Source organism: Denitrobaculum tricleocarpae, from assembly GCF_007004665.1.
Taxonomy (GTDB): domain Bacteria; phylum Pseudomonadota; class Alphaproteobacteria; order Kiloniellales; family Kiloniellaceae; genus Denitrobaculum; species Denitrobaculum tricleocarpae.
The window spans coordinates 142,919-156,167 of the sequence record NZ_ML660056.1 but is presented as its reverse complement, the minus strand read 5'-3'; the positions used below and the strand labels follow the sequence as shown (position 1 = coordinate 156,167).

Below are 13,249 nucleotides of genomic sequence, written 5' to 3'. Positions count from 1 at the left end.
GCCGGGGTGCGTGAACCGCTCTCAAGGGTAGGTGTCTATCCGGCTTCCATCCAAAAGTTCGGACGCCGCCTGGTTTCAGGCGCCCTTGATCAGCCGCAGACTGTTGTGGTGTGTTTCCGGCGGCGCGCCGCGAAGCCCAGGCCCAGCAGGCCGACGGACATCAGAAACAGCGTCGAAGGCTCCGGAACGTCTATCAGGTTGAGCGCTGTCGCCGCGATGACAGCATGCGCTGCTGATGTCGGATGGATTTCATCCCAATAGACATAGTCGTCCGGCGTGACGCCTGGCGGACAATTCATAGCCTCGATGCAATCCAGCAAAAACGGTGAATCTGGGTCAAGGAAGCCGAGCGCGGCCGGATCCGCCAAGGCTTCTTTGAAGAGGGCGTTGATATCCAGCAGAGAGTAATCGATATCCAGGCTCGCCAGCAGTGCTTCCAGGCCCGTATTGTGGGCTTGAGTGACCAAGTTCAAGGCATCCTCGACGGGCTGGCCACCGTTGATTTCGGCGAAGGGCGTTTCGCCCAGATCCGGCAGGTTGGCGATCAGGAAGTTTTCCGCACCCAGACCGCTCAGGGTCGTGAGGGCCGTCCCGATGTTACTCAGAACCGTCGCAGGGTCGTTCACGTTGAAAAGATAATCATTACCGCCGACCCAAAGCACGAAGAGCGCGTCGGGATCAGGCGCAAAGGGGCCGCTATAAAGCGCCTGAAAAGTGCTGATTTGCTGTGAAAGCCCCGGCAAAGTCGACAACTCCGGCACGCCGGTGGCGAGGTGAGCGACTGTCGTGCTGCCGCTCGTCGCGCCGCCCAGCGCGAAGTTGATGCCATCGGTCGGCAAGGGCGGAACCGGCCCCAAGGGCGGCAACGGCCCCAGTTCTGTGCTCAGAACAGGGTTCAGGCCGAGCGACGCGCTAAACCGATCGACCCAGTTCGGACCGTTTGAAAAACGGCCGTTGTAGTACGCGGGCGCAGGCGGAAAGGAACCGCCGGTCAGGTTCGAAACGTTTCCGGAATCCGACAGACTATCGCCGAAAATAAAGATCTGTGAATAGTCGATTGTGGTCGAACGTGCCGGTGCGGCAAACAGAAGAAGGGTGAAAAGAGTCGCCGAAACACCCCGTAAAAAGCACAGGTATCGCATTGCCATCCCCAATTTCTAGCGTGCTGAGGCAACTGGCCCCGGCACCAATGTTGTTCCTCGCATCTGTGTGGCGGCCCTGGCGGCATTGCCACGCCAATCTCAACGTGAGCCCCCACACGCAGATAGACGAATCCCACAAAGTCAACTTCTTAGCGGCTTATTTGTGGACCAACAGTCTATTACAATAAGACTCGCGGCGAACACCGCTTAATTTACTTTTTTGATTATTTTTGCGATAGACTTTCAGTCTAAAGATGTATTTGGCTTTTTTCAGGCTCGTCCACGGCCTCCGCAGCGCTTAAGCAACAAAGCTGGCGGGGAGAAATTTGGCGGGGAGAAATTTGGCGATGACGTGAAGCCTGACGTCAATGATGTCCAAGGAATAGGAGTTCCCAACCTTGGCCTTTCGTAGGGCCTCATAACGTAAAAACACGAACGCCACCGCGATCATCAGACTGCGGTGGCGTTCGTGTTTCACGTGGCTTCCGAGAACCAGAAGCCCGCTACACCGGCTGTGCAGCCGGCAGACCAAACCTTAGGCGGCAATTCCCTCGCGCCAAGCGGTCGAAGACTTGCAGGTCTTGCAAATCCGCTCGCCGGGCCATTCGCTGGGAAACTTTTCCCGGCACTTGAGGCAGCTGCGCGTCTTTTTCTCGTAGACGCGATCCGACTCGGGCTTGGTATTGGACTGATCGCTCATTCTTTCCTCCAACCAGACACTTTTTTCGAAGCTCGCTAGCGTTAATCTTCGATGTGCCTGCATCATACGTTGATCAGGGCACACGACGACAGCGACCTATGCTGTGACTTAAGAGCTCAGTCAAATCAGAGGTTTGACAACCCGCTGCTTTGATTTCACTCCAACACTACAAACTGCAAACGCTCACCGCAGACACCCTTCGGCTTCGGTTTCCCGCCGGTGCTACTATCAACCTGCACCGGTATGAACACCGTGAGATTGAAGACCGGATCCGAAGCCTGCGTAGACGCAAAAAGCTCCTACGACACGCCTTCGGCGCGCTTGGGAGCTGTGTTGCTCGCTTTGACGGATGTGACCAGAGCTCTCGCCGCTTTCGGTCCACCGGGCGCTCAAATTCTAGACGTTGTGCGCCGCAGCAACGGGAACATAATCTCTGTTACGAAAATATTCAACTCTTTTAAACAATTTCCTACAATCAGGCCGATGACCACGGCCAAAAAGGGAACCATTTTGAGACCTAAATGAGGCACTACGACACCAGAAAACCCCAGATTTCAGGGATTTTTCCGCTATGAGCCGCAAAGACGCCCTTTGCGCGCATAAGCGAACACCACTCCCGTAAAGGTAAAGCAACAGGGTTAAAGCTTTTAGTTAAGAAGCATTAATATTCGTTAGCACTTTAATGTATTCGAACGCCGTAAGAGCTGCGCATCGGGATAACACGACAGGCCTTATCTTTGACCGAAAGCAAAAACCGCCGCATCCGACTCGTGAGGCTGCCCAACAGCTAAAGCATCCGGATTCAGGTTTTAACGCTTCAACTCCACACTCATGGGCTTGCCCTCATAGCCATGTTGGTTGTCATGAGCCCGCACGGTCACCTCGGTCACGTCTTCCGGAATGACCACGCCGCTGAGCGAGCGCGTGAAAGGCTGCTCATTTTCATGAGGATGGTGCAGGACCCGGGTACCCAAAACCGTGCCGTCCGGCGCGACCACATCCCATTTATCCGCGTAGTGGTCCCAACCTTCGTCCGCATGAGCGACCGTGACGTTGAAGCGCCATTTGCCGGCATTATCCCGAACCGCCTCGACTCCGACCACATCGGCACCGCCGGCCAGAACCTGGTTCGGCTGCAACAGCATCAGGCTCATTCCAAACCCGGCGAGTGCCACGGCACGCAAGCACTTGCGTCTCGACACCTGCGAAACACTCCCCTTCACTCTTTCGAACAGCATCTACTTTTTCTCCCTCAACCCTCAATCACGCGGCTTGGCGAAACCCTGCCCTTCCAGGGCATCAGTTCCAATACATCAGACTGCTCATGTGGTCGTAGCCGGCGATCAGACAAGCCTCAAGCCACTCACATACTTTCATTCCTTAAAACCACCCGCTTCCCAGCCATGTCACTCGACCGGCGGGGACCCCTCGGGTATCGGGCGTGGACGTCCTTCTTCGTCGATCGCGACATAGACATAGGTTCCCTCAGTAACCTTCACCACGGAACCGTCGTGCCGGCGTTCGGCATAGGTTTCGACAAGGACCGAGATGGACGTCGTTCCGGTTTTCACGATCCGGGCGTAGCAGCTGACCAGATCGCCGATAAAGACCGGCCGATGAAAGCGCATGGCATCGACGGCGACGGTCGCGATCCGTCCCCCGGCACGGCGGGCCGCGGGCACTGCGCCCGCCAGATCCATCTGCGCGAGCACCCAGCCGCCGAAAATGTCGCCATTGGGGTTCGCGTCGGCGGGCATTGCGAGCGCGCGCAGTGCGGGTTCCCCGCGCGACACATCCGATTCGTGGGTCATCGGCGTAAATCCTTACTAAATCTGGTAGTTTTCCACAGAAAAGACTACATCATCTGCTTGCGCGGCTCCGGCCCGCCTTCGTATAATGCCGCCCATGTCAGATCTATTCCAGTCTGTCGCTTCCGACTCGAGCGACTACTCCGCAAAAGATATCGAAGTCCTTGAAGGTCTCGAGCCCGTCCGCCATCGCCCAGGCATGTATATCGGAGGCAACGATGAGCGCGCCATGCATCATCTCGTCGCCGAGGTTCTGGACAACGCCATGGACGAGGCCGTCGCAGGTCATGCAACCCGCATCGAACTGGAACTGGGTCTCGATAATCAGGTGACGATCCGCGACAACGGCCGCGGCATTCCCATCGACCCGCACCCCAAATTCAAGGACAAGTCGGCGCTGGAAGTCATCCTGACCACCCTGCACTCGGGCGCGAAGTTCACCCAGAAGGCCTACGCGACCTCGGGCGGCCTGCACGGTGTCGGCCTGTCGGTGGTGAATGCCCTGGCCGATAAGCTGGCCATCGAAGTGGCACGGGACCGGACGCTGTACCGTCAGGAATACAGCCGCGGTGTTCCGCTCGGCGGCCTGGAAGCCATGGGATCCGTGCAGAACCGGCGCGGCACAACGATCGTGTTCCGGCCCGACACGGAGATTTTCGGGGAAGCACCGAAGTACCGTCCGGCTCAACTCCATAAGATGGCGCGCTCGAAAGCCTATCTTTACCGGGGTGTGGAAATCCGCTGGAGCTGCCATCCGACCCTGGTCGAGGGCACCGACGTTCCCCAGAGCCAGGTCATCCACTTCCCGAACGGCCTGCAGGATTATCTGGCCGCCAGTCTTCAGAACCGGCGCATGCTGACGCCCGAGCCCTTTGCCGGCGAAGCCAAGTTCGCCGGTAACGAAGGACGGGTCGAATGGGCGATCTCCTGGCCCATGGACGAGAACGGTTTCGTCTCCTCTTACTGCAACACCATCCCGACCCCTGAAGGCGGCAGCCATGACGCGGGCCTGCGTTCCGGCCTGCTGCGCGGGCTGAAAGCCTACGGCGAGTTGATCAGCAACAAGAAGGCTTCGGTCATCACGGCGGAAGACGTTCTGGGCGGTGCCTGTGCACTCTTGTCGGTCTTTATCCGGGATCCGCAGTTTCAGGGCCAGACCAAGGAAAAGCTGGCAACACCCCTGGCCACCAAGCTGGTCGAGGGTCAGATCCGCGACCACTTCGATCACTGGCTCTCCGGCCATCCGGACCGGGCGCGCGTTCTGCTGGAACGGGTGATCGAGCGCGCCGAAGAACGCATGAAGCGGCGTCAGGACCGGGAACAGAGCCGCAAGAGCGCGACCCGGAAACTCCGCCTGCCCGGCAAGCTGGCGGATTGTTCACGCAGCCGCTCCAGCGACACCGAAATATTCCTGGTCGAGGGCGATTCGGCCGGCGGTTCGGCCAAACAGGCCCGCTCCCGCGAGACCCAGGCGGTCCTGCCCCTGCGCGGTAAGATCCTGAACGTAGCCAGCGCCAGCGTCGAGAAGATGAAGGCGAATCAGGAGATCAACGACATCTCTCAGGCGCTGGGCTGCGGCCTGCGCGGTCAGTTCGATCTGGATAAGCTGCGCTACGAGCGCGTGATCATCATGACCGACGCGGATGTCGACGGCGCGCATATCGCGTCTCTGCTCATGACCTTCTTTTACCGGGAAATGCCCGGACTGATCGAATCCGGCTGTCTCTTCCTGGCCCAACCGCCGCTCTACCGCCTGACCCAGGGCGGCGACTCGGTCTATGCCATGGATGACGACGACAAAGACGCGCTGATGGAGAATCACTTCAAGGGCCGTGGCAAGATCGAAGTCAGCCGCTTTAAAGGCCTGGGCGAGATGCCGGCGAAGCAGTTGAAAGAAACCACCATGGACCCGAAAAAGCGAGTTCTTCTGAGGGTTACGATTGCCGATGCGGCGGACCAGGAAGTGGACATGGGCGAACGCCAGAAGGACGCCGCCGATATGGTCGAGCGCCTGATGGGCAAGAAGCCGGAAATGCGTTTTAACTTCATCCAGGAAAACGCCCGCTTCGTCTCCGACATCGACGTGTGACCGGACTGCGCCCTGAGCCGCCTTTGACCCTGTTGATGCTTCCCGGTTGCCTATCTCAACAATTGTGGTAGATAGGCAACGATGGAATCAATCATCTCCGTCTCTCACCTCTCCAAGACTTATGCCGGTGGCTTCCAGGCGCTCAAGGCGGTCGATCTGGATATTGAAAAGGGCGAGATCTTCGCCCTGCTCGGCCCCAACGGCGCGGGCAAAACCACGCTGATCGGCATCATCTGCGGAATTCTCAATCCCTCGGAAGGTTCCGTCTCCGTGGGCGGTCACGATATCATCGACGACTTCATCAAGACCCGCTCGATGATCGGTCTGGTGCCGCAGGAGCTGACCACCGACACCTTCGAGACGGTCTGGACCACGGTCAACTTTTCACGCGGTCTCTTCGGCAAGAAAGCCGATCCGAAACACATTGAAGATCTGCTCAGGAAGCTCTCGCTCTGGGAAAAGAAAGACAGTCGGATCATGGCGCTGTCTGGCGGTATGAAGCGCCGGGTGATGATTGCCAAGGCCTTGTCTCACGAACCCAAGGTCCTCTTCCTCGACGAGCCGACGGCGGGTGTCGATGTGGAGCTGCGCAAGGACATGTGGGAAGTGGTCAAGGTGCTGCGGGAATCCGGCGTCACCATCATCCTGACCACCCACTACATCGAAGAAGCCGAGGAGATGGCCGACCGGATCGGCGTGATCAACAACGGCGAGATCGTTCTGGTCGACACCAAGACCGAACTGATGCGCAAGCTGGGCACCAAACAGTTGACCGTCGAGCTGCACCAGGCCCTGGACTCGATCCCCGCAGTGCTCGCGGCCCATGATCTGGAACTCGCCGCGGACGGCACGCAGTTGGTCTATACCTACGACACCCAGGCCGAGCGCACGGGGATCACGAGCCTGTTGAATGATCTCAATCAGGCCGGGATCAAGTTCAGGGATCTCAGCACCTCGCAGTCGTCGCTCGAGGATATTTTCGTCAATCTGGTGAAGAGGCCGTCATGAACCTGCGAGCCGTCCGGGCTATCTACCTCTTCGAAATGAACCGCACCTGGCGCACCATCGCGCAGAGCATCGTCGCGCCGGTGGTCTCCACGGTTCTCTACTTCGTCGTTTTCGGAGGTGCCATCGGCTCGCGCATCACCGAGGTCGATGGGGTCAGCTACGGCACCTTCATCGTACCGGGCCTGATCATGCTGTCGGTCCTGACCCAGAGCGTGGCCAACGCCTCCTTCGGGATCTACATCCCGCGCTTCACCGGGACGATCTACGAAGTCCTTTCGGCGCCGATCACCTTTTTCGAGATCGTGCTGGGTTATGTCGGGGCTGCGGCGACCAAATCGATCATCCTGGGCCTGATCATTCTGGGCACCGCCAGTCTGATCGTGCCGCTGCATGTCGCCCATCCCTTCTGGATGATGCTGTTCCTGGTGCTGACCGCCGTGACCTTCAGCCTGCTGGGCTTCATCATCGGCATCTGGGCGGACAGCTTCGAGAAGCTGCAGGTCGTGCCTCTGCTGGTGATCACGCCCCTCGCCTTTCTCGGCGGCAGCTTTTACTCAATCAATATGCTCCCGCCCTTCTGGCAGACCGTGACCCTCTTCAACCCCATGGTCTACCTGATCAGCGGTTTCCGCTGGAGCTTCTACGAGATCGCCGACGTCAGCCTAGAGGTCAGCCTGGGCATGGTCACGCTGTTCCTCGTGGTCTGCCTGCTCATGATCCGCTGGATCTTCAAGACCGGGTACCGGCTCAAGGACTAGGCCGCAGCACTTTGACGCAGCCCGAACCTTGTGTATGCAATTGTTAAGGTGCTGCCAACAAACGTAAAATCAGTCTTATCATCGTTCTGTACGAGAGGCTGTTCATGACTTCATCCGCCGCCCTTCCTGCGCCCCGGTCCGGCCTGCTTGGATCATGGGACCGCCTGGTCGGTCCGGGTATGCCCCGGGATGAGAATCTGCTGGTAATCGGCTCGGGTATCTTCGGAGCTGTCTTCGCGGCCTGGGCACTCGCCGCGCAGGGCGCAAGCATCTGGCTTATCATTCTGGGTATGATCATCGCCCTCGATGTCATCGGCGGCGCCGTCTGCAACGTGACCGAGACAACCAAGCGCTGGTATCACCGCCCGGGCATGCCGATCGCGCAGCAGGCCTCGTTCGTCGCCCTTCACGTCCTGCATATTTCCATTGTCGCCTGGGCATTCCGCGGTGAAGGTTTCGACGTCCCTTACGCGCTTACCCTCTCCGCCTGCCTCCTGATCGCGATGGCCAGCGTGCTCGCAACGCCAAGGCGGCTCAAACTGCCGGTCGCAATCATTTTCTATCTGGTCGCAATCGGGCTGGTTCTCTGCTGGCTCGGCGCGACGCCCGGGCTGGAGTGGTTCGTGCCCGTGCTCTTCACGAAGCTCATGATCGGTCACCTGGTTCCGTGATACGAAGCTAACGCTCTCACACTCAGTCCCTGGCCGCCTGCCGCCCCAACTCCACCACGGCCTTCACCAGCAGGTCCATGTCCGCCGTCGTCGTGCGGTGGTTCGTGATATTCACCCTGATCGAGGTGACGCCGCCCAGCTTTGTGGTCGAGGGCGCGGCGACACCGGACTCCTGCAGGTCCATGACGATCTCGGAATTGAGTGTATTGAGATCCTCTACCGCCAATCCCGGCACGACAAAACGAAAGCAGCAGATGTTCAAAGCAACCGGTGCCGAAAGCTCAAGATCCGGGTGGGCCTGGACCAGTTGGCCGAGATAAGCCGCCTGCCGGCAGTTATCCTCGACCTTTTCCGCGATCCGTTTGATGCCGTGCTCCTTGAGGGCGAACCAGACCTTCAGAGCCCGAAAACCGCGCGAGAGTTCGGGACCGTATTCGCAGAACCAGGGGTTTCCCCCGGCAAGACCGCGCGGCGCGGCGGTCAGATACTCCGGGCGCAGGGTAAAGGCCTCGCGGTGCGCCGCTTCGTCCCGGATCAGCACAAAGCCCGCGTCGTACTGCACGTGCATCCACTTGTGGAAATCGAAGGCGATGGAATCCGCCCGCGCGATCCCCTTCATCCGGGGCCGGAAGGTTTCGCTCAAGGCCGCCACCGCGCCGAAAGCACCGTCGACATGAAACCAGAGACCGTATTCCTGACAAACGTCGGCGATGGCATCGAGGTCGTCGATCGCGCCGCTGTTCACCGTGGCCGGAGAGCCGGTCACGCAAAAGGGCTTCAAGCCCGCAGCAAGGTCTGCCTCGATGGCGGCCCGGAGGGCACCGATGTCCATTCGATAGTCGGCATCGACTGCCACATTCCGAAGGGCTTCCATGCCCAGCCCCATCATGTCGAAGGTCCGCGCCACGCAGCTGTGGGCTTCGGCGGAGGTGTAGCCGACAAGCCTGCCTTCCTCCGGCCTGATACCCTCGCGCCGCACGTCATAGCCCGCCTTCTGATGACGCGCCGCGGTCAGGGCGATCAACGTCGCGACAGAGGTCCCGCTCACCACCAGTCCGCTCGCGGTCTCCGGAAAGTCAAAGAGCTGACGGCACCAGTCGATCACCTGCCGCTCTACATAGATCGCGCCGTGATCGCGTCCGCCCAGGTTTGCGTTCATGGCCGCGGCCATAGTCTCGGCGATGACACCTCCCGGCGTGCCCGCGCCATGGACCCAACCGAAGAAACGCGGATGGGTGTTACCGGTGGCGTAGGGCAGCACCTGCTGGATCAGATCCTCACAGACCTGCGCCGTGCCCTGGCCCTCCATCGGCAGTGGCCCGGCGAGCGCAGTCTTCACCTCTTCAGGCACCGGCTTCCAGACCGGGCGCTCCGTGGCGCCCTGCATATGATCCAGCGCCGCATCCAGCATGGCATGAGAGAGCCTGCGGAACTCCGCCCAGTCCTGCGGGTCGAGCGATTGCTCGGGCGTGTCTGGGCCTGTCGAAGGAGAGGTCATTTTTTAGTCCTGGCAATCGAGGAACTGCCCGCGAAGGGACCTCGCGCGCGCCTCTGGTGTGATTGAATCGTCCGTTGAATGTGCCGCCAAGCGAGCCGATTGGCCGAGGTTTCTTAAACCATTGCCGTCATCAAGCCTCTATTATAACGCCTGGACCTGCCACCGAAAGCCCGATGAGAGACCAAACGTGCCACGCATCCATTACAGCTACGGACTAAGAAGAGAGGTGCCTCTGCTGACGGACGAGGAATGGCGGCCGATTGGCGCTCATCTCTCCAATTACATCCGCGCAATCAAAGACTACAGGCGCGCGCATGGCTGCTCTATCTCGGAGGCCCTTGAAAAGAATCAGCAGGGACAAAAAGCGCTCGCCGCTTATGAAGCCCTGACAGGTGTCAGGCTCGAACATCCTGAGCAGATCTACGCCCTGCCCCTCTCGCTCTACGGGCGGCCTTGTCCGAGCTGTTCAAAGCCCTTCAGAACGCCACGTGCCCGCATGTGCGCCGACTGTGGCTATCAGCTTCCTGAAGGCGAGGTTGCGGGTCCGCTGCAAGAGGAAAACCAGCTCACGTAGCGTATGATGCCGCACGCGCGGTAAAGCGCGCATCCGAGATCGGATATCGTCTCATGGCGTTGTTTCCCATCACTGGCTCCGAAGCACCCGTCCGGAGTCCGTTTCCGTGCGCGTGCCGCCCTGCATGGCAAAGCAGCCATTCACCAGCACGTGGGCGATGCCGGTGGCGTAGCGTTGCGGTTCGGCGATTTCGAAGTGGCTGGCGATCTGCCTGCTGTCGAAGACCGTAATGTCCGCATAGTTGCCGACCGCAAGCCTTCCCCGGTCGCTCACGCCCAGGCGCGCGGCCGGAACCGCCGTCAGGCGCCGGATCCCCTCTTCCAGGGACATCACGCCCCGGTCGCGCACGTAATGCTGCAGGAACCGCGCGGCCCAGCCGTAGCCGCTGAGCGAGCCGATGTGATGCTTCAGACAGCCGTAGGGCGCCAGCGCCAGGGTGTCGGAGATCACCGCGCACTCGGGCTGCGTGAGGGCGAGTTCGATATCGTCTTCGGAAAAGGACTGAGAGGTCCACATGAGGTGGTTCATGTTCTCGCCTTCCTCAAGCAGCATGTCGAAGACGGCATCGTAGGGATCCTGACCCCGCTGTTCCGCGATCTGCGCGAAATTCATGCCGACCTGCGCCTGGTTCTCCTGCGACTGCATGAGGACGATCTTGTCCCACTGCCCGGCGCTGACCAGACGCCACATCGGGCGCGGGTTGCGGCGGATGCGGTCCCGGCAGGCCGCGTCCTTCAAGCGCGCCGAGACCTCCTCGACCCCGCCTTCCTGCGCCCACTGCGGCAGGATCGCAAGCACCCGCGTATGGGACCAGCGGTGCGGGATCACGTCGAAGGCCACATCGACACCGTGGCTCCGGGCCTTCTCGATCAATTCAAGACTATGCTCCATCGCGTGATCGGGCGCGCCGAACTTGGGCTGAATGTGCGAGATCTGCAGGCGGGCGCCGGAGACCCTGGCCGTGGCGAGCGCCTCGCCGAACCCCAGGTCATAGAAGACGTCCCGGTTGCGCACGTGGGTCGCGTAAAGCACGTCCTTCTTGGCGGCCACGGAACAGAGCCGCGCAAGCTGATCGGGCGATGCCAGACTGCCCGGCCAATACTCCAGACCGGTGGAGAAGCCGTAAGCCCCCTCCTCCAGCGAGGTCTCGAGCAGATCGCACATGAGATCCAGTTCGTCCTCGTCCGCGGGCCGCAGGGCATCGCCCAGCACCGCACGATGAACCGTCCCGTGACCGACGAAGGCGGCAACATTGACCCCAAGCGCCATCCCGTCCAGATGATCGAGATACTCGCCAAAGCTCTTCCAGCCGATTTCGACCGCGCCCGGTATAAACCCCGGCGACATCAGTTCGACATCGGCGCGGCTGCGGGCCGGCGCGCAGGAGACCCCGCACTGTCCCACCACCTCGGTGGTCACGCCCTGATGCACCTGGCTCTCCGCCCGGCCATTGGCAGCCAGGGTAAAGTCGGAATGGGTGTGCAGGTCGATGAAGCCGGGCGCCACGGCCAGGCCCTGCAGGGAAACCCGGCGCTCTGCGCCGGCCTCCGACAGGTCTCCGATCTCAGCGATACGATCCGCCTTGATGCCGATATCGGCGTCATATCCAGGCCGGCCGCTGCCGTCATAGAGTCTGCCGCCCTCGAGAATGATATCCAGCATCGCTTTCGATCCTTTTGAAAAGTTGGTGACGCCTTTGTCAGGTCGCTTAGAAGACCGCTTCGCCGTAGACCATGTTGGGCAGCCAAAGCGTCGCTTCCGGCCAGAAGATCAGGAACAGGAGTCCCAGGACGTAGGCCAGAATGAAGGGCAGAACCGCGACCGAGACCTGCTCGATGGTGATACCCGAGATGCGCGCGGCCACGTTCAGGTTCCCGCCCAACGGCGGGGTCAGGAATCCGATCTCGCAGGTCATGACCGTGAAGATCCCGAAGAGCACCGGATCGACGCCCAGGCTCTGAACCAGTGGCAGGAACACGGCGGTGAATAGGATGATCTGCGCCAGGGATTCCATGAAGGTGCCGATGATGATGTAGAAGATGCCGATGATGATCAGCACCAGCACCACGTTGTCGGTCATAGCCGTGATCGCGGTCTCCACCGCCGCCGGAATGTCATAGAAAGCCGAGAGCTGACCGAAGGCCAGGGTTGGGGTCAGCAGCACCAGCAGGCCCGCCATCAGCGCGGTGAAGCGCAGGCTTTCGATGATCTTTTTCAGCGTCAGTTCGCGGTAGATAAAGAGCCCGACGAAGAGCGCGTAGAAAACCGCGACCGCCGCGGCTTCCGTCGGCGTAAAGGCCCCGCCGTAAATGCCGCCCAGGATAATGACCGGCGCGCCGATGGCCCATTTTCCCGACCAGAAGGCAGTCAGAAAAGGCCGCCAGGAAAAGCGCTCGCCGCTGCCGCCGTAATTGTTCCTGCGGGCGATGATGTAGGTGGTGATCAGCAGGAAGACCGTAACCACGATGCCGGGCACGAAGCCCGCCAGGAAGAGCCGCGGGATCGAGGTTTCGGACACCAGGCCGTAGATGATCATAAGGTTGCTGGGTGGTATCACACTGCCGAGCGCGCCCGCCGAGGCGGCGATCGCCGCGGCGAAGGGTACGGAATAGCCCTCCCGCTTCATGGCCGGGATGGTCACCGACCCGATGGCCGCCGTGGTTGCCGGGCCTGATCCCGAGAGCGCCGCAAAGAGCATGCAGGCAAAGACCGTCACCAGCCCCAGGCTGCCCCGGTAGGCGCCGACCAGGTTGGTAGCGATGGAGATCAGGCGGTTCGCCATCCCGCCCACTTCCATCAGCCGTCCGGCCAGCACGAAGAGCGGGATGGTCAGGATCGGAAAGGGTGTCAGGCTGGTGTATCCGGTCTGGGCCAGCAAGGTGTAGGGAATATCGATCAGGAATAATGCCAGGGCCGTGGCAACGCCGACGGCGGCAAAAAGCGGCACGCCGATCACCGTAAGGACGGTAAAAACCAGCGCAATCAGGAGGAGGTCACTCAC

12 protein-coding genes are annotated in these 13,249 nt (G+C 60.5%); 5 read left to right on the top strand and 7 right to left on the bottom strand.

Translation table 11 applies throughout. The annotated features are described in order from the left end of the window. Window positions 1-89: 89 nt before the first annotated feature. From FKG95_RS15525 to FKG95_RS15515, 4 genes are all read right to left on the bottom strand, one after another. Window positions 90-1,142 (bottom strand): SGNH/GDSL hydrolase family protein, encoded by a 1,053-nt coding sequence (locus FKG95_RS15525; protein ID WP_179954117.1) that lies wholly within the window; start codon window positions 1,140-1,142, stop codon window positions 90-92. Window positions 1,143-1,677: 535 nt separating this feature from the next. Beyond that, complete coding sequence (locus FKG95_RS29690) at window positions 1,678-1,842, bottom strand: hypothetical protein (RefSeq protein ID WP_179954116.1); 165 nt, start codon at window positions 1,840-1,842, stop codon at window positions 1,678-1,680. Window positions 1,843-2,651: 809 nt separating this feature from the next. After that, complete coding sequence (locus FKG95_RS15520; protein WP_218940215.1) at window positions 2,652-3,080, bottom strand: hypothetical protein; 429 nt, start codon at window positions 3,078-3,080, stop codon at window positions 2,652-2,654. Between the two features lie 168 nt (window positions 3,081-3,248). Further along, window positions 3,249-3,653 (bottom strand): acyl-CoA thioesterase, encoded by a 405-nt coding sequence (locus FKG95_RS15515; RefSeq protein WP_142897307.1) that lies wholly within the window; start codon window positions 3,651-3,653, stop codon window positions 3,249-3,251. 94 nt (window positions 3,654-3,747) lie between these two features. Between FKG95_RS15515 and parE the strand changes: the two genes are divergently transcribed. The 4 genes from parE to FKG95_RS15495 all read left to right on the top strand — a co-directional run bounded on the left by parE (window position 3,748) and on the right by FKG95_RS15495 (window position 8,176). Further along, window positions 3,748-5,739, top strand: coding sequence for a DNA topoisomerase IV subunit B (gene parE, locus FKG95_RS15510; RefSeq protein ID WP_179954115.1), 1,992 nt, complete (start codon window positions 3,748-3,750; stop codon window positions 5,737-5,739). Between the two features lie 81 nt (window positions 5,740-5,820). Further along, complete coding sequence (locus tag FKG95_RS15505; protein WP_142897305.1) at window positions 5,821-6,747, top strand: ABC transporter ATP-binding protein; 927 nt, start codon at window positions 5,821-5,823, stop codon at window positions 6,745-6,747. Continuing rightward, window positions 6,744-7,505, top strand: a complete 762-nt coding sequence (locus FKG95_RS15500) for an ABC transporter permease (protein WP_142897304.1) — start codon at window positions 6,744-6,746, stop codon at window positions 7,503-7,505. The genes FKG95_RS15505 and FKG95_RS15500 overlap by 4 nt, the downstream gene beginning before the upstream one ends. Before the next feature lie 104 nt (window positions 7,506-7,609). After that, a complete protein-coding gene (locus FKG95_RS15495) occupies window positions 7,610-8,176 on the top strand; it encodes a hypothetical protein (protein ID WP_142897303.1) in 567 nt (188 codons plus the stop codon). A gap of 22 nt (window positions 8,177-8,198) precedes the next feature. On the opposite strand, the gene FKG95_RS15490 is transcribed toward FKG95_RS15495, so the two are convergent. Beyond that, window positions 8,199-9,674, bottom strand: coding sequence for a pyridoxal phosphate-dependent decarboxylase family protein (locus FKG95_RS15490; RefSeq protein ID WP_142897302.1), 1,476 nt, complete (start codon window positions 9,672-9,674; stop codon window positions 8,199-8,201). Between the two features lie 187 nt (window positions 9,675-9,861). On the opposite strand from FKG95_RS15490, the gene FKG95_RS15485 reads away from it, so the two are divergent. Continuing rightward, window positions 9,862-10,248 carry a hypothetical protein gene (locus FKG95_RS15485; RefSeq protein ID WP_142897301.1) on the top strand — a complete coding sequence of 129 codons (387 nt, stop codon included), beginning with the start codon at window positions 9,862-9,864 and terminating at the stop codon, window positions 10,246-10,248. 69 nt (window positions 10,249-10,317) lie between these two features. Here the strand turns inward: FKG95_RS15485 and FKG95_RS15480 are convergent, their stop codons facing one another. Continuing rightward, a complete protein-coding gene (locus FKG95_RS15480) occupies window positions 10,318-11,910 on the bottom strand; it encodes an N-acyl-D-amino-acid deacylase family protein (protein ID WP_142897300.1) in 1,593 nt (530 codons plus the stop codon). Between the two features lie 46 nt (window positions 11,911-11,956). Continuing rightward, window positions 11,957-13,249, bottom strand: a complete 1,293-nt coding sequence (locus tag FKG95_RS15475) for a TRAP transporter large permease (RefSeq protein WP_142897299.1) — start codon at window positions 13,247-13,249, stop codon at window positions 11,957-11,959.